Raw genomic sequence first — 20,515 nt, 5'->3', positions numbered from 1 at the left:
GACGTTTCACGCGTCCGGCCGGACGTACGACGGATCCGTTTGTCAGGCGCAGGGTGGGGAGGGGCTGGGAGATGGCGCAGAGCAGTGTGCGTGGGCAGGGGGCACGACCACGTGCCCGGCGGGCCGCTGGAGGACGGGGCCGCGACGGGGCCGGGGACCGGGTCCGCTACGAGGAGGCCGGCGATCCCGTTCGTACGGCGGGCGACGGGCACGGGGCCGCGGGCACCGGGCACGGGGCGGCGGGCGGCGCGGCCGGGCAGGCCGACGGCGACGGGGCCGCGGTTCCGCGCAGGCAAAGACGCGGCGGCGGCAGCCGTGGCGGGCACCGGCACGGGGGCGGCGGACGGCCGCCGCGCAAGCGCCGGATACTGCGCTGGTCGGCGATGGTCCTGGCACTGCTGATACTCGGGACCGCCGGCGCGGGCTACCTCTACTACCGCCATCTGAACGGGAACATCCGCAAGGACGACCTGAACATCGGCGACGACAAGGACCGCGCGCCGGCGCCCAAGCCGAACGCGGCGGGCCAGACACCGCTGAACATCCTGCTGATCGGGTCGGACGGCCGTAACTCCAAAGAGGACCAGAAGCTCGGCGGGGCCAAGGACACCTTCAACTCGGCGCCGCGCGCCGACGTCCAGATGCTGCTGCACCTGTCGGCGGACCGCACCAACATGTCGGTCGTCAGCATGCCGCGCGACACGCTGCTGCAGATCCCCGCCTGTACCGACCCTCACACCAACAGGACGTATCCCGCGAGCACTTCACTCACCATGACGAACGACTCTCTGGGCCGCGGGGGCCCCGGGTGCACGGTCGCCACCTGGGAGAAGCTGACGGGCATTCACATCGACCACTTCATCATGGTCGACTTCGCGGGCGTGGTGTCGATGGCCGACGCGATCGGCGGCGTCCCGGTCTGCGTGGACGCCAGCATCTACTCGCACACCTCCAACGGCCACGGCTCCGGCCTGAAGCTGAAGAAGGGCACCACCTCGGTCAAGGGCAAGCAGGCCCTGCAGTGGCTGCGTACCCGCTACGGCTTCGAGGACGGCACGGACATCGCCCGGACCAAAGCGCAACACCAGTACATGAACTCGATGGTGCGCCGGCTCCGCGAGAACGCCACCCTGAGCAACCCGGGCAAGCTGAAGGACCTCGCGGAGACCGCCACCAAGGCACTGACCGTCGACAGCGGCCTGGGCACGGTGACCAAGCTCTACGACCTCAGCACCGAGCTGAAGAAGGTCCCGACCGGCCGCATCAACATGACCACCATGCCGTGGGTGTACGCCCCCGGGAACGTCCGGGTGCTGCCCAAGGACAAGGACGCGGACAAGGTCTGGCGGCTGCTGCGCGAGGACATCGCGCTGGACGGCGACGGGAAGAAGAAGCCCAAGGAGCGGACGTCGAAGGACCCGGCCGCGGCGGACGACCAGATCGCCGTGCGGGTGCAGAACGGCACCCGCACCGACACGCTGGCCCCGGTGGCCGGGCGGGCCGGCACGGTGGCCCAGGCACTCGTCGGCGAGGGCTTCACGCGGGCCACGGCCGACCAGACGACGGCAAGCGCCGAGGACACCACGCTGATCCGCTACCCGAGCGCCGACCTGGAGGGGGACGCCCTGCGTCTCGCCAAGGCGCTCGGCGTCCCGTCGAGCGCGGTGGAGAAGTCGGCGGACGTCTCCGGGGTCACGCTGGTGGTCGGCGCGGACTGGCGGGACGGTACGACCTACCAGGCGCCGAAGGACGACGACTCGATGCCGTCCTCGGCGAAGCTCGACAAGGGCTCGGACGAGAAGGCGTGTATGCACGTCGACCCGGCCTACAGCTGGTAGCCGCCGAGGCCGTCCCACGGCCGGTGGGCGCCGCCGCCCCGTGAAACGCTTCGGGCCCCTCTCGACACCGAGAGGGGCCCGACTCGTGTGCGGGCGGCCTCAGTTGGCGCCGGCGGCGGGCGCGGCCGAGGGCTCGGACGGGCCGCCGGGGACCGCCGGACGCCGGGACGCGACGACCTTGCGGGCCAGCGACCTCGGGCTGGTGAGGAAGCCCCAGCCCCACGACAGGTGCATGGTGGCCAGGGCGACGGGGATCCGGAGGCGGGCCTTCACCGGCAGCGTCCGGTCGGGTTCGGCACGGTGCGCACCCGGGGGTCCTCGCGGACCAGCTCGGCCGCGATCTCGTCCGTCCGGTCCGTCGAGGGACCGAGGGCGATCACGACCTCCATCTCACCGTCGTACCGCTGCGCCAGGATCGCCCGGACGGCACCGCGCAGATGCCGCTCCTCGTTGAGGACGGGCATGATCACGGATACGGCGGGGGACCGCACGTCGGACGTCTGGCTCATCGCCCGTCACGTTACCGCGAACGGGGGACACGGTCGCGCGCCGTCCGGCCGACCGCCCGGGCCGCAGATCGTATGGGCCTACCGTGCACACGGAGCCCCACGCCAGCGGTACGCGGCGACACCCAGCCTCGCGGAACGCGTCCCTCCCCCGTCCAGCCTCGCGGAGGTGTCCCCCCTTGCCCACGCCGCCCCGCTCCCCCGCACGCCCCCAGCGCCAGACCCAGCCGTCCCCCGTCCGCCGGCCGGCCGAGCGGTCCGAGGGCCGTCCCCCGCGCCCGCCGCGCCCGCCGCGCTCGGCGCGGCCCGCGCGGCCCGTCCGGCGCAAGAAGCCCCGCTGGGCGCTGCGGGCGCTGACCACCGTCTCCGTGGTGGTGCTCGCCTCGGCGGGCATCGGGCACGCGGTGCTGACCAGCCTGGACGCGGACATCGCCCGGGTCGACCCCTTCAAGGACATGAAGAACCGGCCCGAGGCCGGCCACGGCATGAACGTGCTGCTCGTCGGCACCGACGGCCGGGACAAGATCACCGAGGAGGAGCGGCGCAAGTACCGCCTCGGCGGGGCGCCCTGCCACTGCACCGACACGATCATGATCGTGCACATCTCGGAGGACCGGGAGCGCGCCAGCGTCGTCAGCCTGCCGCGCGACTCCTACGCCGAGACGCCCGCGCACACCGACGCGATCACCGGCAAGCGGCACGAGCCGCACCCCGTGAAGCTGAACGCGGCGTACGCGGAGGGCGGCCCGACCCTGACCGTGCGGACCGTGGAGAACATGACCCACGTGAAGATCGACCACTATCTGGAGGTCGACTTCACCAGCTTCATGAAGACGGTGGACGTCCTCGGCGGTGTGAAGATCTGCACGGTGCAGCCCCTCAAGGACAGCTACACCGGCCTCGACCTCGCGCCCGGACCGCATGTGCTGGGCGGCGGCGAAGCCCTCCAGTTCGTCCGCTCCCGGCACGCCGACGGCTCCTCCGACCTCGGCCGGATGCAGCGCCAGCAGCGTTTCCTCGCGGCCCTCGTCGACCAGGCCACCAGCTCCGGGGTGCTGCTGAACCCGATGAAGTTCCGGGACGTCACCCGGGCCGTGCTGGGCTCGGTGCGCGCCGACAAGGGCTTCGGCACCGACGAACTGCTGGACCTCGGGCGGGCGATGCGGAACTTCTCGCCGTCCTCGTCGGAGTTCACCACCGTGCCGATCGGACAGATGGGGTACGTCGTCAAGGGCATCGGCTCGACGCTGAAGTGGGACCCGGAGAAGTCGAAGAAGCTCTTCGAGGCGCTGCGCGAGGACAAGCCCCTCACCGAGCACAAGGCCCCGCGGCCCCAGTCGGTACGGGTCGACGTGGCCCCGCAGCAGATCCGCGTCCAGGTGGAGAACGGCACCGCCACCGCCGGGCTCGGCAAGCGGGTCGACAGCGCGCTGGCCGCCACCGGCTTCCGTACGACGGGACAGCCCACCACGGCGCAGGACCGCACGGCCCAGCGCACGGTCGTCCTGTACGACCCGCGCTGGGACCGCTCAGCGAAGTCGCTGTCGACGGCGCTCCCCGGCTCCGAACTCCGCGCGGTCCCCGGCCAGGGCCCGCTGCTGAAGGTGATCGCCGGCGCGGACTTCAAGCAGGTCACGCGGGTCCGCGCGGACGACCCGGGGCAGGGCGAGTTCGGCGCGGTGACCGGCGACGAGGTGGTGTGCCCGTGAGGGGCCCGGCGGTCGCGCCGTAACGGTCGGCGGGCGTCCAGGCCCTCCGTCTCCGGGGGCGTTCAGGCTCTCCGTCTCCGGGCCGTTCAGGCTCTCCCTCTCCGGGGGCGTTCATTCCATCTGCCTCAGAGGGCGTCCAGGCCCTCCGCCGCGCGCTTCTCGCGCAGTTCCATGATCGCGCGGCGGCGGGCCAGGCGGTGGGTGCGGCGGATCTGGGCCTCCTGGTAGCGGCGCTCGTCGCGCTCGGTCTCGGGGAGGACCGGCGGCACCCGGCGGGGCTTGCCGTCGGCGTCGACGGCGGCGAAGACGAGGTAGGCCGAGCCGACCTGCTGGGCGGGCGTCGACTCGTTCCAGCGCTCGGCCAGGACCCGGACGCCGACCTCCATCGAGGTCCGGCCCGTCCAGTTGACCTGGGCTTTCACATGGACGAGGTCGCCCACCCGGACCGGTTCGAGGAAGGCCATCTCGTCCATCGAGGCGGTGACGGCGGGCCCGCCGGAGTGCCGCCCGGCCACCGCGCCCGCCGCGTCGTCGACGAGCTTCATGATCACGCCACCGTGCACCGTGCCCAGCAGGTTGGTGTCGTTGTGGGTCATGATGTGGCTCAGGGTGGTGCGGGACGCGGAGGTCGGCTTGCCCGGAATATCGGCTTCCGGGTTGGGGGCCAGGTCTGTCATGGCGTCCACCTTATGCCGGGGCACGCCACGGTCGTTTTGCATCAGCTCTGCAACAGGCGTGACCCAGATCTCCCGGCTCTCTTGTAAGACACGTGGTGGAGCGCTGCACACTGGTCGGCATGAACGATTGGCCCGACGACAGCCGCGGCAACGGCGGCAACCGCTACGGACGCGGCAGCGCAGGCGCACAGCCTGAGGGTGCCCGCGTCATGCGCCAGGTCCGCCGTGGACCGTCGGCACCCGCTCCGGGCCCGGACGCGCCGCCGTACGGCGGCGGGGTGCCCAGGCAGCCGTCCTACGTCGACGGGCAGGGCCACGACGACGGTTACGGCTACGACAACGGGTACGACTCCGGCTACAACACCGGCCATGTCTACGGCACGCCCGGCGGCCCCGGTGGTCCGGGAGGACCGGGCGGCGCCGGCACCGGGCGTCCGCGGTCCGCGCCGAACTGGCGGCGCCGGATCAAGTGGACCGCGATCACGCTGGTCACGCTGCTGGTCGTGGTCTCCGTCGGCACGTACTTCTGGGCGGACTCCAAGCTGCACCGTGACGTGGACCTCTCCAAGGTCATCGACCGTCCGGAGGCCGGCGAGGGCACGAACTACCTGATCGTCGGGTCCGACAGCCGCGCCGGCATGTCCGCCGAGGAGAAGAAGAAGCTGCACACCGGCTCCGCCGAGGGCAAGCGCACGGACTCGATGATGATCCTGCACACCGGCAGCAACGGCTCGACGCTCATCTCCCTGCCGCGTGACTCGGACGTCGAGATCCCCACCTTCAAGGGCTCCGACTCCGGCAAGACCTACCAGGGCACCGGCCGGCACGTGAAGCTGAACGCGGCCTACGCCGAGGACGGCCCCGAACTGCTCGTGCGCACGGTCGAGTTCAACACCGGACTGCGTATCGACCACTACACGGAGATCGGCTTCGCCGGCTTCGCGAAGATCGTCGACGCGGTCGGCGGGGTCGAGATGAACCTCGACAAGGGCTTCAAGGACAAGTACTCGGGCGCCGACTTCAAGGCGGGCAAGCAGACGCTGAACGGCGAACAGGCGCTGGCCTTCGTCCGTACCCGGCACGCATTCGCCGCCTCGGACCTGGAGCGCACCAAGAACCAGCAGAAGTTCCTGGCCGCGCTGGCCCACCAGGTGGCGACCCCGTCGACGGTGCTGAACCCGTTCAGGCTCTACCCGACCATGGGCGCCGGCCTGGACAGCCTGACCGTCGACAAGGACATGAGCCTGTGGGACCTGGCGGACATGTTCTGGGCGATGAAGGGCGTCACCGGCGGCGACGGCAAGTCCATGAACATGCCGATCTCCGGCTCCACGGGCGGCAACCTGGTCTGGGACAAGACCAAGGTCAAGGAACTGGTGACCCAGCTCAAGAACGACGACAAGGTGACGGTCAGCGGCAACTGAACGGGCGCCGGCCGGGCTGACACCACCCCGGCCGGGCTGACACCAGGCGAAAGTGGGAGGCACCCTCGGGGGCGCCTCCCACTTCCCGTGCCGGCCGACCGTCGCCGGGCCGCCGTGTGCGTACTACGGCAGGTTGCGGGCCATGACGATGCGCTGGACCTGGTTCGTGCCCTCGTAGATCTGGGTGATCTTCGCGTCGCGCATCATGCGCTCCACCGGGTAGTCGCGGGTGTAGCCGTAGCCGCCGAGGAGCTGGACCGCGTCCGTGGTGACCTCCATCGCCACGTCCGAGGCGAAGCACTTGGCCGCCGCGCCCTGGAAGGTCAGGTCCTTGTCACCGCGCTCGGACTTCGCCGCCGCCGCGTAGGTGAGCTGACGGGCCGCCTCGATCTTCATCGCCATGTCGGCGAGCATGAACTGGATGCCCTGGAAGTCCGCGATCGGCTTGCCGAACTGCTTGCGCTCCTGGACGTAGCCCTTCGCGTAGTCCAGGGCGCCCTGGGCGATGCCGAGGGCCTGGGCCGCGATCGTGATGCGGGTGTGGTCCAGGGTCTTCATGGCGGTCGCGAAGCCGGTGCCCTCCTCGCCGATCATGCGGTCGGCCGGGATGCGCACGTTGTCGAGGTAGACCTCGCGGGTCGGGGAGCCCTTGATGCCGAGCTTGCGCTCCGGGGCGCCGAACGAGACGCCCTCGTCGGACTTCTCGACCACGAACGCGGAGATCCCCTTCGAGCGCTTCGTCGGGTCGGTGACGGCCATCACCGTGTAGTACTCCGAGACGCCCGCGTTGGTGATCCAGCGCTTCACGCCGTTGAGGACCCAGAAGTCGCCGTCGCGGACGGCCCTCGTCTTCATGCCGGCCGCGTCCGAACCGGCGTCCGGCTCGGAGAGGCAGTACGAGAACATGCCGTCGCCCTTGGCGAGCGGGCCCAGGTACTTCTTCTTCAGGTCCTCGGAGCCGGAGAGGATCACCGGCAGCGAGCCCAGCTTGTTCACCGCCGGGATCAGCGACGAGGACGCGCAGGCGCGGGCCACCTCCTCGATCACGATCACGGTGGCCAGCGCGTCCGCGCCCGCGCCCCCGTACTCCTCCGGCACGTGCACCGCGTGCAGGTCGTTGGCGACCAGCGCGTCGTGCGCCTCCTGCGGGAAACGGGCCTCCTCGTCCACCGCGGCGGCGAACGGCGCGATCTTCGCCTCGGCCAGCGAACGGATCGCGTCCCGGAGCATGTCGTGCTCCTCGGACGGGCGGTACAGGTCGAAATCAGCCGATCCGGCCAAGGTCTCTCACGCTCCAAGGAATGCTGTGACGGCGATGCTAACTACTGTTAAGTAACCCAAATTTTAGGGGCCTGCCCACCGGACGGATACGTGAGCTTGGCGACAAGGGGGAAACTGCCCGTGAAAGCGCTCCCCCAAGCCCCGACTATGCTCGGGCGCGCACGCCGCCGCACACTCCAGGAGCACCCATGGCCCTCAAGATCACCGTGATCGGCACCGGCTACCTCGGCGCCACCCACGCCGCGGCCATGGCCGAACTCGGTTTCGAGGTGCTCGGGCTCGACGTGGTGCCGGAGAAGATCGCGATGCTCCAGCGGGGTGAGGTCCCGATGTACGAGCCCGGTCTTGAAGAACTGCTGCGCAAGCACGTTGCCGGGATCGAGGGCTCCACGGGCCGGCTCCGCTTCACCATGGACTTCGCCGAGGTCGGCGCCTTCGGTGACATCCACTTCGTCTGCGTGAACACCCCGCAGAAGCACGGCGAGTACGCCTGCGACATGTCGTACGTCGACTCCGCCTTCGAGTCCCTCGCCCCGCATCTGCACGGCCCCGCGCTGGTCGTCGGCAAGTCCACCGTGCCGGTCGGCTCGGCGGCGCGGCTCGCGGAGCGGCTCGCGGAGCTGGCGCCCGCCGGCGAGGAAGCCGAGCTGGCCTGGAACCCGGAGTTCCTGCGCGAGGGCTTCGCGGTGAACGACACCCTGCACCCGGACCGGATCGTGGTGGGCGTGCGCAGCGAGCGCGCCGAGAAGCTGCTGCGCGAGGTCTATGTCACGCCGCTCGCCGAGGGCTCGCCGTTCGTCGTGACCGACTTCCCCACCGCCGAGCTGGTGAAGACGTCCGCGAACTCCTTCCTCGCCACGAAGATCTCGTTCATCAACGCGATGGCCGAGGTGTGCGAGGCCGCCGACGGTGACGTGGTGAAGCTGGCCGAGGCCATAGGGCACGACGAGCGGATCGGGAAGAAGTTCCTGCGGGCCGGGATCGGCTTCGGCGGCGGCTGTCTGCCCAAGGACATCCGCGCCTTCATGGCCCGCGCCGGCGAGCTGGGCGCCGACCAGGCGCTGACCTTCCTGCGCGAGGTCGACACCATCAACATGCGGCGCCGCGGCCAGATGGTCGAGATGGCCCGTGAGGCGCTCGGCGGCGGTTCGTTCCTCGGCAAGCGGGTGGCCGTGCTCGGCGCGACCTTCAAGCCGGACTCGGACGACGTACGCGACTCCCCCGCGCTGAACGTGGCCGGGCAGATCCACCTCCAGGGCGGCCAGGTCACCGTCTACGACCCGAAGGGCATGGCCAACGCCCGGCGGCTGTTCCCCACGCTCGGGTACGCCGACTCGGCGGTGGCGGCGGTGCGCGGGGCCGATGTGGTCCTGCACCTGACGGAGTGGCGCGAGTTCCGCGAGCTGGACCCGGCGGTGCTGGGCGAGGCCGTCACGTCCCGGGTGCTGCTGGACGGGCGGAACGCGCTGGACCCCGAGGTGTGGCGGCGGGCCGGCTGGACGTACCGGGCGATGGGGCGGCCGACCGCCTGAGGGCCGCTTGCGCTCCCTCCGGCTCCGGCTCCCGCTTCGACTGCCGATTGCCGGCTGCGGTAACCGCCGTGCGGCCGGGGTGACGCCGGTCCGGCCGAGGCTCAGTCGGCCGGACCGGCGTCCGTTGCATTCTGCACCACTTCGCCGTGCGGCGGACGGCTGTCGCCCGAGTCCCGTCCAGGCCCCGCCCGGTGGCTACGGCCCCTGTCCAAGGGCTACTTGGCGCGGTAGCGGCGCATCTTGGCGCGCGCCCCGCACACCGACATCGAGCACCAGCGGCCCCGGCAGGCCGGCGAGCGGTCGAAGTACGCCCAGTGACAGTCCGGTGCCTCGCAGGCCTTGAGGCGGGTCCAGGTGCCCTCGACCAGCGCCCCGCCGATCGCGAGCGCGATCCGGGAGGTCAGGGGAACGGGGGCGGAGGGCGTGCCAGGAGAGTCCGGGGCGAAGGGCGTGCCCGGGGAATCCTGGGCGGGGAAGGGGAAGGGGCCGGCGGGGGCGAGGCTCGCGGCGCCGTCGTGGGCGTCGACGGCCACCCGCAACGGGGCCCGGGCGAGGAGTTCCCCCAGCGGGGTGACCACGGCGTGGGCCGGGTGTCCCGCGTGCGCGAGGCACACCGCCCGCAGCGACTCGCGCAGTTCGCGGGCCGCCGGCACCTCGTCGGGCGTGAGGCCGAGGCGGGCCAGGCCCTCGGCGGTGTCCAGCGAGTCGGCGCCCGACTCCAGGTCCAGGGTGTTCACCAGCGACTGGACCAGGGCCAGGCCGCCGGGGGCGGGCGCTCGGTCGTTCATGGTTGCGACGTTACCTCCGGTGCGGGAGCATGGGGTAACGGTTACCCCTTGATGCGCTGTACCGGTAACCGTCCGCACTCCCACCATCCGCACTCCCACGGAGGAAGTCATGGCTCTCGCCACGCTCGACGTCGTCGTCCTGGACTGTCCCGACCCGCGCGCGCTGGCCGGGTTCTATGCGGAGGTGCTGGGCGGCACGGTCCGCGGGGACGGGGACGGGGACGGGGACGGCGACGGGGACTGGGTCGACCTGGACCTGCCCGGGGGGCGCAAGCTGGCGTTCCAGGCCTCGCCCGCGTACGTGCCGCCGCGCTGGCCCGGGGCGGACGGCGCGCAGCAGTTCCACCTGGACCTGGCCGTCGAGGATCTGGACGCGGCGGAGAAAGGCGTGCTGGCGCTCGGCGCGCGGCCGCTGGACACCGAGGACAGGTCCCGTTCGTTCCGTGTGTACGCCGACCCCGCTGGGCACCCGTTCTGCCTCTGCGCCTGCTGAACAGGTCCGCCGGCGCGGCCCGCCCCCGGAGGAGCACACCATGGAACAGCCCGTCGCCCGTCTTCGTACCGTCGCGCTCGACTGCCCCGATCCCCACGCGCTCGCCGCCTTCTACGCGGCCGTGGCGGGAGGCGTTCCGCAGGCGCAGGACGACGACTGGGTGGTCCTGCGGGTGCCGGACGGGCCTCGGCTGGCCTTCCAGCGGGCGCCGGGGCACGTCCCGCCGCGCTGGCCGAGCGCCGACCGGGACTCCCAGCAGTTCCACCTGGACTTCGACGCCGGTCCGACCTGGGCGGCGGTGGACGCGGCGCAGGAGCGGGTGCTCGCGCTGGGCGCCCGGCCGCTCGACCTGGACGACCAGGACGGCAAGAAGGACTTCCGGGTGTACGCCGATCCGGCCGGGCACCCGTTCTGCCTGTGCCGGATCGACGGGGAGTGACCAGCACGGCCTGATCGACGCGCCCTGATCGACGCACTGATCGACGCACCCTGATCGGCTACGGCCTGACCGACGGCCGCGCATCCGCCCGTGGCTCATCCGACCGCGGCTCATCCGACCGCGGCTCATCCGGGCCGGTCCACCGGCACTCGCGCCCGTGGGCCGGCCCGTTCCGTCGTCCGGGTCAGCCGTCCAGGTCGGTGATCCTCGCGGTGGACGGGGCGCGGCGCTGCTGTGCGGCACGGGCGGTGAACTCCGCGCCGCGCAGGACGCGTTGGACGTTGCCCCAGGTGAGGAGGGCGAGGTCGGACGAGGACCAGCCACGGGAGATCAGCTCCGCGACGAGGTTCGGGTAGCAGGAGGCGTCGGCGAGGTCCTGGGGGCGCGCGGCGCCGGAGTCGTAGGTGCCGGAGAGGCCGACGCACTCCGCGCCGGCGAGCGCGCGGACGTGGTCGAGATGGTCGGCAACGTCCCGTACGCAGGGGCCGGTCTGCTCGGCGGTGAGCGGGACGAGGCACAGGCCGTTGGCGGCGCCCAGTTCGGTGAGGACCTCGTCGGGGAGGTTCGCCGGGTGGGGGCGCAGGGCGCGGGCGGCGGAGCGGGTGAACACGAGCGGGGCCTTGGAGACGGCGAGGGCGCGCCCGATGGTGGCGTCGGAGGCGCCGGAGAGGTCGGCGAGCACGCCGAGCCGGTTCATCTCGCGCAGCACCTCCTCGCCGAAGCGGGTCAGGCCCGCCTCGCCGGCCCAGGAGACGCCGGTGAGCGTGAGGACGCGCAGGCCCAGGCTGTGCAGGCCGCGCAGGATGCCCAAGGAGTCGCCGAGCGCGGCGGCTCCGGCGGGGCCGAGGACGACGGCGACGCGGCCGTGGTTGCGGGCGTCGGCGATCTCGGCGGCGCCGCGTGCCATCCGCAGGCCCTCGGGGTGGGCGTGGACGACCGTCCTGGCCAGGTCGAGCCGCTCCATGGTGGCGCCGACGGCCCGGTCCCCGGCGAGGCCCTCCGGGAGGTGCAGGGACCAGAACAGGGCGCCGACGTGCCCCTCACGCAGTCGGGGCAGGTCGGTGTCGACGGCGCTCTCGCCGAGTTCCAGGTCGAACCACGGCAGGTCGGCCAGCGCCCACGGCAGGCCGCTGTAGCCGTCGGCGACGGGGTGGTCGGCCAGGAGCGCGTGGGCGCGCGCGAGCGGGTCGGTGCCGGGAGCCGGGCCGGGGGCGGCCTCGGCGAGGGGGTGGGCGCCGGGGGCCGGCGGCGCGGAGACGGGCCAGGCGACGGGCGGGTCCGGCTCTGGCACCTCGACGGTGGTGTCCAGTTCGTCCTGCAGCTCTGCCATGCCGGGCTCCGTGGGGTGGACGGCGGTGATCACACTGCGACCACGGTGGCACGCCGTCCGGAGGGCTTCCTGGTGGGTGATGCGTTCGGGGGTCTCCCACCCCCCGCCGCCCCGCGCAGGACCCACCCGCCGGACCCGTCCGCCCCGCGCAGGACCCGCCCGCCCGACCCACCCGTTCCACGCAGGACGCGCCCGCCGGACCCACCCGCCGCACTCAGGACCCCACCCGCCCGTCCGGACGCGCCGGACCCATCCGCCCGGCCGGACGCGCCGAGGACAGCCGCCCGGGCCGGCCAGCTCAGGGCACCCGGGCACCCTGACACCTGGACACGTGGGCACCTGGACAGCCGGGCACCCGGACCCCGTACGCCGAAGGCGCCCGTCAGGCAGGCGGGCGCCTTCCGTCTCGTCGGAGGAGGGGCTCAGCCGTCGAGCTGCTCCAGGGTCGCGTTGGACGGGGCGCGGGTGGCCTGGAGGTCGCGGGCCACGTCCTCCGCCGCGCCCAGTACCCGTACGGAGTTCCGCCAGGTCAGCTTGGCCAGGTCGGTGGAGGACCAGCCGCGGTCGAGCAGCTCGGCGATCAGGTTCGGGTAGCCGGACACGTCGTCCAGGCCGTCCGGGGTGAACGCCGTACCGTCGTAGTCGCCGCCGATGCCGAGGTGGTCGATGCCGGCGACCTCGCGCATGTGGTCGAGGTGGTCGGCGACCGTGGAGACCGTGGCGACGGGACGCGGGTGCGCCTCCTCGAAGGCGCGGTGCACCTTCATGCCCTCGGCGGTGGTGTCGAGGTGGTGCAGGCCGTGCGCGCGCATGTTCTCGTCGGCCGCGGCCGTCCAGTCGACGGCGGCCTGGAGGACGAACTTCGGCACGAACGTCACCATCGCCACTCCCCCGTTGGCGGCGAGCCGCTCCAGCACGTCGTCGGGGATGTTGCGCGGGTGGTCGCAGACCGCGCGGGCCGAGGAGTGGGAGAAGATCACCGGCGCGACGGAGGTGTCGAGCGCGTCGCGCATGGTCGTGGCGGCCACGTGCGAGAGGTCCACGAGCATGCCCTCGCGGTTCATCTCGCGGACGACCTCACGGCCGAAGGCGGACAGACCGCCCACGGCGGGCACGTCCGTCGCGGAGTCGGCCCACGCGATGTTGTCGTTGTGCGTCAGCGTCATGTACCGCACGCCGAGCGCGGCCAACTGGCGCAGCACGGCGAGGGAGTTGTCGATCGAGTGCCCGCCCTCCGCGCCCATGAGGGAGGCGATACGGCCCTCGGCGCGCGCCGCCTCCATGTCCGCGGCGGTCAACGCGGCCCGCAGGTCGGCCGGGTGACGGTCGATCAGCTGCCGTACGCAGTCGATCTGTTCGAGGGTCGCGGTGACCGCGCCGGGCAGGTCGGAGCGCACGTACACCGACCAGTACTGCGCGCCGACCCCGCCGGCCCGCAGCCGGGCCAGGTCCGTGTGCAGGTGGGCGCTCTGGTCGGTGGCAATGTCGCGTGCGCCGAGGTCGTAGCGGACCTGCTCGCGCAGCGCCCAGGGCAGGTCGTTGTGGCCGTCGACCACGGGGAACTCGCCGAGCAGGGCACGGGCCCGGTCGAGGGAGGGGATCGAGGACTCGGGGGCGGCGGACACGCGCGTCACTTCCCGAAGCCGAAGCCGCCGGTGCCGCTGTCGACCTTGGACCGCAGCCGCTTGCCCTTCTCGGTGGCCTGGTCGTTCAGCTCCTGCTGGAACTCCCGCATCCGGCCGAGGAGTTCCTCGTCGTGGGCGGCGAGGATACGGGCGGCCAGCAGACCGGCGTTGCGGGCGCCGCCGACGGAGACGGTCGCGACGGGCACGCCGGCCGGCATCTGCACGATGGACAGCAGCGAGTCCATGCCGTCCAGGTACTTGAGCGGGACGGGCACGCCGATGACGGGCAGCGGGGTGACCGAGGCGAGCATGCCGGGCAGGTGGGCGGCGCCGCCCGCGCCGGCGATGATCGCCTTGAGCCCGCGCTCGGCGGCCTGCTCGCCGTACGCGATCATCTCGCGCGGCATGCGGTGCGCCGAGACGACGTCCACCTCGTAGGGGATCTCGAACTCGTCCAGTGCCTGGGCGGCGGCCTCCATGACGGGCCAGTCGGAGTCCGAACCCATGACGATGCCTACAACGGGGCTCATTCGGTGATCGTCCCTCTCAGGTAGCCGGCTGCGTGCCGGGCGCGATCGAGGACGTCGTCCAGGTCGTCGCCGTAGGTGTTGACGTGGCCGACCTTGCGGCCGGGCTTCACGTCCTTGCCGTACATGTGGATCTTGAGCTGCGGGTCGCGGGCCATGCAGTGCAGGTACGCGGAGTACATGTCGGGGTAGTCGCCGCCCAGCACGTTCACCATGACCGTCCACGGCGCGCGGGGGCGCGGGTCGCCGAGCGGGAGGTCGAGGACGGCGCGGACGTGGTTGGCGAACTGGGAGGTGATCGCGCCGTCCTGGGTCCAGTGGCCCGAGTTGTGCGGGCGCATGGCCAGTTCGTTGACGAGGATGCGTCCGTCGGGGGTCTCGAAGAGTTCGACGGCGAGGTGGCCGACGACGCCGAGTTCCTTGGCGATGCGCAGGGCCAGCTCCTCCGCCCGGAGGGCCAGGTCCTCGGAGATGCCGGGGGCCGGGGCGATCACCGTGTCGCAGACGCCGTCGACCTGACGGGACTCGACGACGGGGTAGGCGACCGCCTGGCCGTGCGGGGAGCGGACGACGTTGGCCGCCAGCTCCCGGACGAAGTCGACCTTCTCCTCGGCGAGGACCGGGACGCCCGCGCGGAAGGGTTCGGCGGCGTCCTCCGGGGAGCGGACGAACCAGACCCCCTTGCCGTCGTAGCCGCCGCGGACCGTCTTCAGGATGACCGGGAAGCCGTCGCCCTCGGCGCCCGCGGGCAGGCCTTCCGCGGCGAACGCGGCGACGTCCGCCACGTCGGTCACGATGCGGTGCCGCGGGCAGGGCACGCCGATCGCGTCGAGCCTGGCGCGCATCACGCCCTTGTCCTGGGCGTGCACGAGCGCGTCGGGTCCCGGGCGGACGGGGATGCCGTCCGCCTCCAGGGCCCGCAGGTGTTCGGTCGGGACGTGCTCGTGATCGAAGGTGATCACGTCACAGCCCTGGGCGAACGCGCGCAGCGTGTCGAGGTCGCGGTAGTCGCCGATGACGACGTCGCCGACGACCTGTGCCGCGGAATCCTGCGGGGTGTCACTGAGGAGCTTGAACCTGATGCCGAGCGGGATGCCTGCCTCGTGTGTCATACGAGCGAGCTGGCCGCCGCCTACCATGCCGACTACGGGGAACGTCACGCTCCTAGGGTATCGGCCACGCCACGGTGGCCGGTTTCCGCGTCGGCAAGCCCGATTTTCCGTGCCGGTGACCCTGTCTTTTCTTACCTGTGAAGCCATGCACGGGCATCGCGGGGGGCCGCTGGTTAGCATGGCCGGGTTGACGTATTCCATCGCTTGATCGACGACGTAACCCATCGACGGGGGCTGGCGACACCATGGGCAGTGCTACCTCGGGGCCTCAGGCGGGGCCCCGCAGCGCGGTTCGCCGCCGCTTCGACCTGCTCTTCCGCGAGGTCGCCAAGTTCGGTGCGGTGGGCGGCGCGGGCCTGCTGGTCAACCTGCTCGTCTTCAACCTCGTACGCCACGCCACGGACCTCCAGGTGGTGCGGGCCAGTGTCATCGCGACGGTCGTCTCCATCGTCTTCAACTACGTCGGCTTCCGCTACTTCACGTACCGGGACCGTGACAAGGGCGGCCGTACCAAGGAGCTGACCCTGTTCCTGCTGTTCAGCGCGGTGGGGCTGGTCATCGAGAACGGCGTGCTCTACGTGGCGACGTACGGCTTCGGCTGGGACAGCCCGCTGCAGAGCAACATCTTCAAGTTCGTCGGCATCGGGATCGCGACGCTGTTCCGGTTCTGGTCCTACCGCACCTGGGTGTTCCGGGCGCTTCCGGCCCGTACCGCCGTGGCCAGCGCGGAATCGTTCCTGGACGAGAAGCGGGAAGCGCGCCCGGCGCGGGCCCGGTGAGCCGAACCCCGGCCCGGTGAGCCGAACCCCGGGCGGCGCAACGCTGATCCGCCGAGGCGCGGGGTGCCGAGGCGCGGGACGCCGGTCCGCCGAGCGGCCGGGCTCGCTACCGGACCGTGCGCTCCTCGTCGTCGTCGCCGATCAGCGGGGACCGCTTCAGCGGGGTCCGGGACAGGAACAGGCCGAAGACCGGGGGCTGGGCCTGGAGCATCTCCAGACGGCCGCCGTCGGCCTCCGCGAGGTCCCGGGCGACGGCCAGGCCGATGCCGGTGGAGTTGCGGCCGCTGATGGTGCGCTCGAAGATGCGGGCGCCGAGGTCGGTGGGGACGCCGGGGCCCTCGTCGGTGACCTCGATGACGGCCTGGTTGCCGATGACCCGGGTGCGCAGGGCGACGGTGCCGCCGCCGTGCATGAGGCTGTTCTCGATCAGCGCCGCGAGGACCTGGGCGACCGCGCCCGGAGTGCCCACCGCCTGGAGGTGGCGCTTGCCGGAGCTGACGATCGCGCGGCCCGCGCTGCGGTAGGCCGGGCGCCACTCCTCCAGCTGCTGCTTGATCACCTCGTCCAGGTCGAAGGTGACCGCGGAGCCGGTGCGCGGGTCGCGGGAGTTGGTGAGCAGCCGCTCGACCACGTCGGTGAGGCGTTCCACCTGCGTCAGCGCGATCGTCGCCTCCTCCTTCACCGTGTCCGGGTCGTCGGTGAGGGTGATCTCCTCCAGCCGCATGGACAGGGCCGTGAGCGGGGTGCGGAGCTGGTGGGAGGCGTCGGCGGCGAGCCGGCGCTCGGCGGTGAGCATCCGGGCGATCCGCTCGGCGCTGCCGTCCAGCACGTCGGCGACCCGGTCCAGCTCGGGGACGCCGTACCGCTTGTGGCGCGGTCGCGGGTCGCCGGAGCCCAGCCGTTCCGCCGTCTCGGCGAGGTCGGTGAGGGGGGAGGCGAGACGGTTCGCCTGGCGTACGGCGAGCAGCACCGCGGCGATGATCGCCAGCAGGGCGACGGCGCCGATGATCAGCAGGGTGCGGCCGACCTCGCGGGTCACCGAGGAGCGGGGCTCCTGGACGGTGACCGTCTCGCCCTCCTCGCCCTTGGCGGTGAAGTGGATGACGTCGCCGGTGGGCTCGGTGCCGACCTCGATGGGGGCGCGGCCCGGGATCCTGATCACGGCGTAGCGCTGGTCGGTGACCTGGTCGCGGAACGTCTCGCCGGAGATGTCCTCGTCGCCGAGGATGCGGCTGTCCACGATGCTGGCCAGCCGCAGCGCCTCGGAGTCCACCCGCTCCTGGGCGCTGTTGCTGATCGTGCGGGTCTCGACGATGACCAGGGAGACGCCGAACACGGCGATCACGACGAGCACGACGGCGAGGGTGGACTGGATGAGACGGCGACGCACGGGGCCCTCCGGGCAGGTGGCGGTACGTGGACCAGTGTGCACGCCCGCCGGGCGCTTCCCCCGGGGAGCCGGGCCGGCGGACGGGGTGTGCGGCGCTGTGGGTCAGGTCCCGGGGCCGGATGTCGCACGGCCCCGGGGTACGGTCCCCGGGATCGGCCCCCGGGATGCGACCCCCGGAGTACGGTCCCCGGGGGCGGCCTCCGGAGTACGGTCCCCGGAGTGGGGCCTCCGGAGGGGACGGTCCCCGGGGCGGGGCCTCAGCTCTTCTCGAAGCGGAAGCCGACGCCTCGTACCGTCGCGATGTAGCGGGGGTTCGCCGCGTCGTCGCCGAGCTTCTTGCGCAGCCAGGAGATGTGCATGTCGAGGGTCTTGGTGGAGGACCACCAGGTGGTGTCCCAGACCTCGCGCATGAGCTGGTCGCGGGTGACGACCCGGCCGGCGTCGCGCACCAGCACCCGCAGCAGGTCGAACTCCTTGGCGGTGAGCTGGAGTTCCTCGTCGCCCATCCAGGCGCGGTGCGACTCGACGTCGATCCGCACGCCGTGGGTGGCGGGCGGCTGCTGGGGCTCGGCCGCGCCGCGCCGCAGCAGCGCCCGGACGCGGGCGAGCAGTTCGGCGAGCCGGAAGGGCTTGGTGACGTAGTCGTCGGCGCCGGCGTCGAGGCCGACGACGGTGTCCACCTCGTCGGCGCGCGCGGTGAGGATGAGAATGGGCACGGTGTGCCCCTCGGCGCGGAGCCGGCGGGCGACCTCCAGGCCGTCCATGCCGGGCAGCCCGAGGTCCAGGACGACCAGGTCGACGCCGCCCTGCATTCCGGCGTCGAGCGCGGTGGGTCCGTCCTCGCGCACTTCGACCTCGTAACCCTCCCGGCGCAGGGCGCGGGCCAGCGGCTCCGAGATGGACGCGTCGTCCTCGGCGAGCAGTACACGGGTCATGGGGTGATGGTAGTCCGCCTCGGACGAGGCTCGGGCAGTGATCGGCCCGGGTGATTCACACCGACCGCCCGGCTGTTTCTTACCTGCGGGTGTGGGATGCCATCCTGATGAACACCTTCGAATGGTTCCCAGCGGTTCCATGATCGCCTGTGATCCATCTCTCAAGTCCTTCCATATGCGGCATTGCCATGCCGTATGGTGACCGGACGCCTGTAGCACCACATGGGGACCTTTGGCGCGTGCTCGATGCTGAAGGTCTCTTTTGTGTGCGGGCTGGTGTTCGCCAGCCTTGAAAGGAACGACCTGTGGCCGGGCCCGCGACGCGATGAAGCGCGCGGGCGTGGATCCCGGTGGTCGCCGTCCATCGCTTCGTGATCCGGAGCGGACTCCCCGTGGGCGTGGGGGCGGACGCCGTGACCGCCGGTGCCGGCCGCCCCCCACTGGGCGCGCGACTCCCCCATGCCTCCGACTCCGGTCGGCCGGGCGGACCCCCACAGCGCGTCCCGACAGCAAGGAACGACCATGGCGTCCAGCCTGACGAAGGCCTCGGTGCACCCGGGTACCCCCGGTTCCGGAAAGACCTTCTTCGGCCACCCCCGCGGACTGGCCACCCTCTTCATGACCGAGATGTGGGAGCGCTTCTCCTACTACGGCATGAAGGCACTGCTCCCGCTGTACCTGGTGGCACCGGGCGGCCTGCACATGAGCGCGGCCACCGCGACCGCGATCTACTCGGTGTACCTGTCGCTGGTGTACCTGCTCGCCCTGCCGGGCGGCTGGTTCGCCGACCGGGTGCTCGGTCCCCGCAAGACGGTCGCCGTCGCGGGTCTGATCATCATGCTGGGCCACCTCACGCTGGCCCTGCCGTCCTCCGGCACGTTCTTCGCGGGCCTCGGCCTCGTCGCCATCGGCTCCGGTCTGCTGAAGGCCAACATCTCCACGATGGTCGGCCACCTCTACGACGGTCCGGACGACCCGCGCCGTGACGGTGGCTTCACGCTCTTCTACATCGGCATCAACCTGGGCGCGTTCATCGCCCCGCTGGTCATCGGCACCGTCGGCGAGAACGTCAACTGGCACCTGGGCTTCGCCATCGCGGCGCTCGGCATGGCGCTGGGCCTGGCCCAGTACCTGCTCGGCGGCCGTCACCTGAGCCCCCGCTCGCAGGAGGTCCCCACGCCCCTGACGCCGGAGGAGAAGGCCTCGACCCTGCGCAAGTCCGCGCTCTGGGCGGCCGTCGCCGTCGTCTTCTACGCGATCGTCGGCTTCTCGGGCCACTACACGCTCAACTGGCTGCTGGTCCCGATCACGCTCGCCGGCCTGATCATCCCGGTCATGGTCATCGGCCGTATCAAGCGGGACAAGACGCTGGACCGCGCCGACCAGTCGAAGATGTCCGCGTACATCTGGTTCTTCATCGCCGCGGCCGTCTTCTGGATGATCTACGACCAGGGCGGCTCGACGATGTCGATCTTCGCCACCTCGTCGGCCGAGAACACCATCTTCGGCTGGAAGTTCCCGGTCTCCTGGTACCAGTCGGTCAACCCGGTCATGATCATGGCGCTCGCGCCGGTCTTCGCCTGGATGTGGCTGGCGCTCAACCGGCGCGGCAAGGAGCCGAGCACGGCCACCAAGTTCGCCTCCGGCCTGATCCTGATCGGTGCGTCGTTCTTCCTCTTCCTGGCCCCGTTGACGATCGCCGAGGGCGGTCACAAGGCGGCTGCCCTGTGGCTGGTGGCGATCTACTTCGTCCAGACCGTCGGTGAGCTGACGCTCTCCCCGGTCGGCCTCTCGGTCACCACCAAGATGGCCCCGGCGAAGTACGCCTCGCAGATGATGGGCGTCTGGTTCCTGGCCGTCACCGCCGGTGACGCCACGACCGGCCTGCTCTCCATCGCGAACGTCGACCTCGACAAGACGGGCATCGTGGTCCTGGAGGCCACGCTCGCCGTGCTCGCCGGTGTCGCGGTGTGGATGTACCGCAAGAAGGTCAAGGAACTCATGGGCGACGTCCGCTGACCCGGACCCACCCTGCCGGAGGGCCGCCGCACCACGTGGTGCGGCGGCCCTCCCGCGGTGCCGGGCGGGAGCCCCAGGGCGAACACCCACAGCCCGCCCAAGGTCGAGCCC

Annotated in this window: 18 protein-coding genes and 1 pseudogene; 8 read left to right on the top strand and 11 right to left on the bottom strand. The window is 71.8% G+C overall.

Annotation, left to right across the window (positions count from 1 at the left end; genetic code table 11):
* Window positions 1–71 precede the first annotated feature (71 nt).
* Complete coding sequence (locus AB0912_RS25855) at window positions 72–1,838, top strand: LCP family protein (protein ID WP_366703711.1); 1,767 nt, start codon at window positions 72–74, stop codon at window positions 1,836–1,838.
* Window positions 1,839–1,937: 99 nt separating this feature from the next.
* On the opposite strand, the gene AB0912_RS25850 is transcribed toward AB0912_RS25855, so the two are convergent.
* Both AB0912_RS25850 and AB0912_RS25845 read right to left on the bottom strand, forming a co-directional pair.
* On the bottom strand, window positions 1,938–2,111 hold the full coding sequence (locus AB0912_RS25850; protein WP_366703709.1) for a hypothetical protein: 174 nt from the start codon (window positions 2,109–2,111) through the stop codon (window positions 1,938–1,940).
* A 5-nt stretch (window positions 2,112–2,116) separates the two neighbouring features.
* Window positions 2,117–2,347 (bottom strand): annotated as a pseudogene (locus AB0912_RS25845) (glycosyltransferase); the annotation flags it as partial.
* Window positions 2,348–2,523: 176 nt separating this feature from the next.
* Between AB0912_RS25845 and AB0912_RS25840 the strand changes: the two are divergent.
* Window positions 2,524–4,053 carry an LCP family protein gene (locus tag AB0912_RS25840; RefSeq protein ID WP_366703707.1) on the top strand — a complete coding sequence of 510 codons (1,530 nt, stop codon included), beginning with the start codon at window positions 2,524–2,526 and terminating at the stop codon, window positions 4,051–4,053.
* 125 nt (window positions 4,054–4,178) lie between these two features.
* On the opposite strand, the gene AB0912_RS25835 is transcribed toward AB0912_RS25840, so the two are convergent.
* Window positions 4,179–4,730 carry an acyl-CoA thioesterase gene (locus AB0912_RS25835; RefSeq protein WP_366703705.1) on the bottom strand — a complete coding sequence of 184 codons (552 nt, stop codon included), beginning with the start codon at window positions 4,728–4,730 and terminating at the stop codon, window positions 4,179–4,181.
* 119 nt (window positions 4,731–4,849) lie between these two features.
* Between AB0912_RS25835 and AB0912_RS25830 the strand changes: the two genes are divergently transcribed.
* Window positions 4,850–6,154: an LCP family protein gene (locus tag AB0912_RS25830; protein WP_366703703.1), complete on the top strand. Its 1,305-nt coding sequence runs from the start codon at window positions 4,850–4,852 to the stop codon at window positions 6,152–6,154.
* Window positions 6,155–6,277: 123 nt separating this feature from the next.
* Here AB0912_RS25830 and AB0912_RS25825 read toward each other — a convergent pair whose 3' ends face one another.
* Window positions 6,278–7,435 carry an acyl-CoA dehydrogenase gene (locus tag AB0912_RS25825; protein ID WP_366703701.1) on the bottom strand — a complete coding sequence of 386 codons (1,158 nt, stop codon included), beginning with the start codon at window positions 7,433–7,435 and terminating at the stop codon, window positions 6,278–6,280.
* A 188-nt stretch (window positions 7,436–7,623) separates the two neighbouring features.
* Between AB0912_RS25825 and AB0912_RS25820 the strand changes: the two genes are divergently transcribed.
* Window positions 7,624–8,967: a UDP-glucose/GDP-mannose dehydrogenase family protein gene (locus AB0912_RS25820; protein WP_366703699.1), complete on the top strand. Its 1,344-nt coding sequence runs from the start codon at window positions 7,624–7,626 to the stop codon at window positions 8,965–8,967.
* Window positions 8,968–9,182: 215 nt separating this feature from the next.
* On the opposite strand, the gene AB0912_RS25815 is transcribed toward AB0912_RS25820, so the two are convergent.
* Window positions 9,183–9,755 carry a CGNR zinc finger domain-containing protein gene (locus AB0912_RS25815; protein ID WP_366703697.1) on the bottom strand — a complete coding sequence of 191 codons (573 nt, stop codon included), beginning with the start codon at window positions 9,753–9,755 and terminating at the stop codon, window positions 9,183–9,185.
* 109 nt (window positions 9,756–9,864) lie between these two features.
* On the opposite strand from AB0912_RS25815, the gene AB0912_RS25810 reads away from it, so the two are divergent.
* Together AB0912_RS25810 and AB0912_RS25805 are read left to right on the top strand one after the other, a co-directional pair.
* Window positions 9,865–10,248 (top strand): VOC family protein, encoded by a 384-nt coding sequence (locus AB0912_RS25810; RefSeq protein ID WP_366703695.1) that lies wholly within the window; start codon window positions 9,865–9,867, stop codon window positions 10,246–10,248.
* A gap of 40 nt (window positions 10,249–10,288) precedes the next feature.
* Entirely contained in the window at window positions 10,289–10,687 is a 399-nt protein-coding gene (locus tag AB0912_RS25805; RefSeq protein WP_366703693.1) for a VOC family protein, read from the top strand.
* Window positions 10,688–10,871: 184 nt separating this feature from the next.
* On the opposite strand, the gene AB0912_RS25800 is transcribed toward AB0912_RS25805, so the two are convergent.
* From AB0912_RS25800 to AB0912_RS25785, 4 genes are all read right to left on the bottom strand, one after another.
* A complete protein-coding gene (locus AB0912_RS25800) occupies window positions 10,872–12,017 on the bottom strand; it encodes a dipeptidase (RefSeq protein ID WP_366703691.1) in 1,146 nt (381 codons plus the stop codon).
* A gap of 422 nt (window positions 12,018–12,439) precedes the next feature.
* Window positions 12,440–13,618 (bottom strand): dipeptidase, encoded by a 1,179-nt coding sequence (locus tag AB0912_RS25795; protein WP_366703761.1) that lies wholly within the window; start codon window positions 13,616–13,618, stop codon window positions 12,440–12,442.
* Between the two features lie 29 nt (window positions 13,619–13,647).
* Window positions 13,648–14,172 carry a 5-(carboxyamino)imidazole ribonucleotide mutase gene (gene purE, locus AB0912_RS25790; protein ID WP_366703689.1) on the bottom strand — a complete coding sequence of 175 codons (525 nt, stop codon included), beginning with the start codon at window positions 14,170–14,172 and terminating at the stop codon, window positions 13,648–13,650.
* Window positions 14,169–15,308, bottom strand: coding sequence for a 5-(carboxyamino)imidazole ribonucleotide synthase (locus AB0912_RS25785; protein WP_366703759.1), 1,140 nt, complete (start codon window positions 15,306–15,308; stop codon window positions 14,169–14,171). Before AB0912_RS25785 ends, purE begins: the two co-directional genes overlap by 4 nt.
* Window positions 15,309–15,526: 218 nt before the next feature.
* On the opposite strand from AB0912_RS25785, the gene AB0912_RS25780 reads away from it, so the two are divergent.
* A complete protein-coding gene (locus AB0912_RS25780; protein ID WP_366703687.1) occupies window positions 15,527–16,060 on the top strand; it encodes a GtrA family protein in 534 nt (177 codons plus the stop codon).
* 106 nt (window positions 16,061–16,166) lie between these two features.
* On the opposite strand, the gene AB0912_RS25775 is transcribed toward AB0912_RS25780, so the two are convergent.
* Both AB0912_RS25775 and AB0912_RS25770 read right to left on the bottom strand, forming a co-directional pair.
* Entirely contained in the window at window positions 16,167–17,450 is a 1,284-nt protein-coding gene (locus AB0912_RS25775) for an ATP-binding protein (protein WP_366703685.1), read from the bottom strand.
* 257 nt (window positions 17,451–17,707) lie between these two features.
* Window positions 17,708–18,385, bottom strand: coding sequence for a response regulator transcription factor (locus AB0912_RS25770; protein ID WP_018566970.1), 678 nt, complete (start codon window positions 18,383–18,385; stop codon window positions 17,708–17,710).
* Between the two features lie 522 nt (window positions 18,386–18,907).
* Here AB0912_RS25770 and AB0912_RS25765 point away from each other — a divergent pair.
* Window positions 18,908–20,404 carry an oligopeptide:H+ symporter gene (locus AB0912_RS25765; RefSeq protein ID WP_366703683.1) on the top strand — a complete coding sequence of 499 codons (1,497 nt, stop codon included), beginning with the start codon at window positions 18,908–18,910 and terminating at the stop codon, window positions 20,402–20,404.
* Window positions 20,405–20,515: the final 111 nt, after the last annotated feature.

The sequence above is a fragment of the Streptomyces sp. NPDC007084 genome, assembly GCF_040703595.1.
GTDB lineage: Bacteria > Actinomycetota > Actinomycetes > Streptomycetales > Streptomycetaceae > Streptomyces.
Note: the sequence above shows the minus strand (reverse complement) of the source record. Positions and strands in the feature narration are given on the sequence as shown.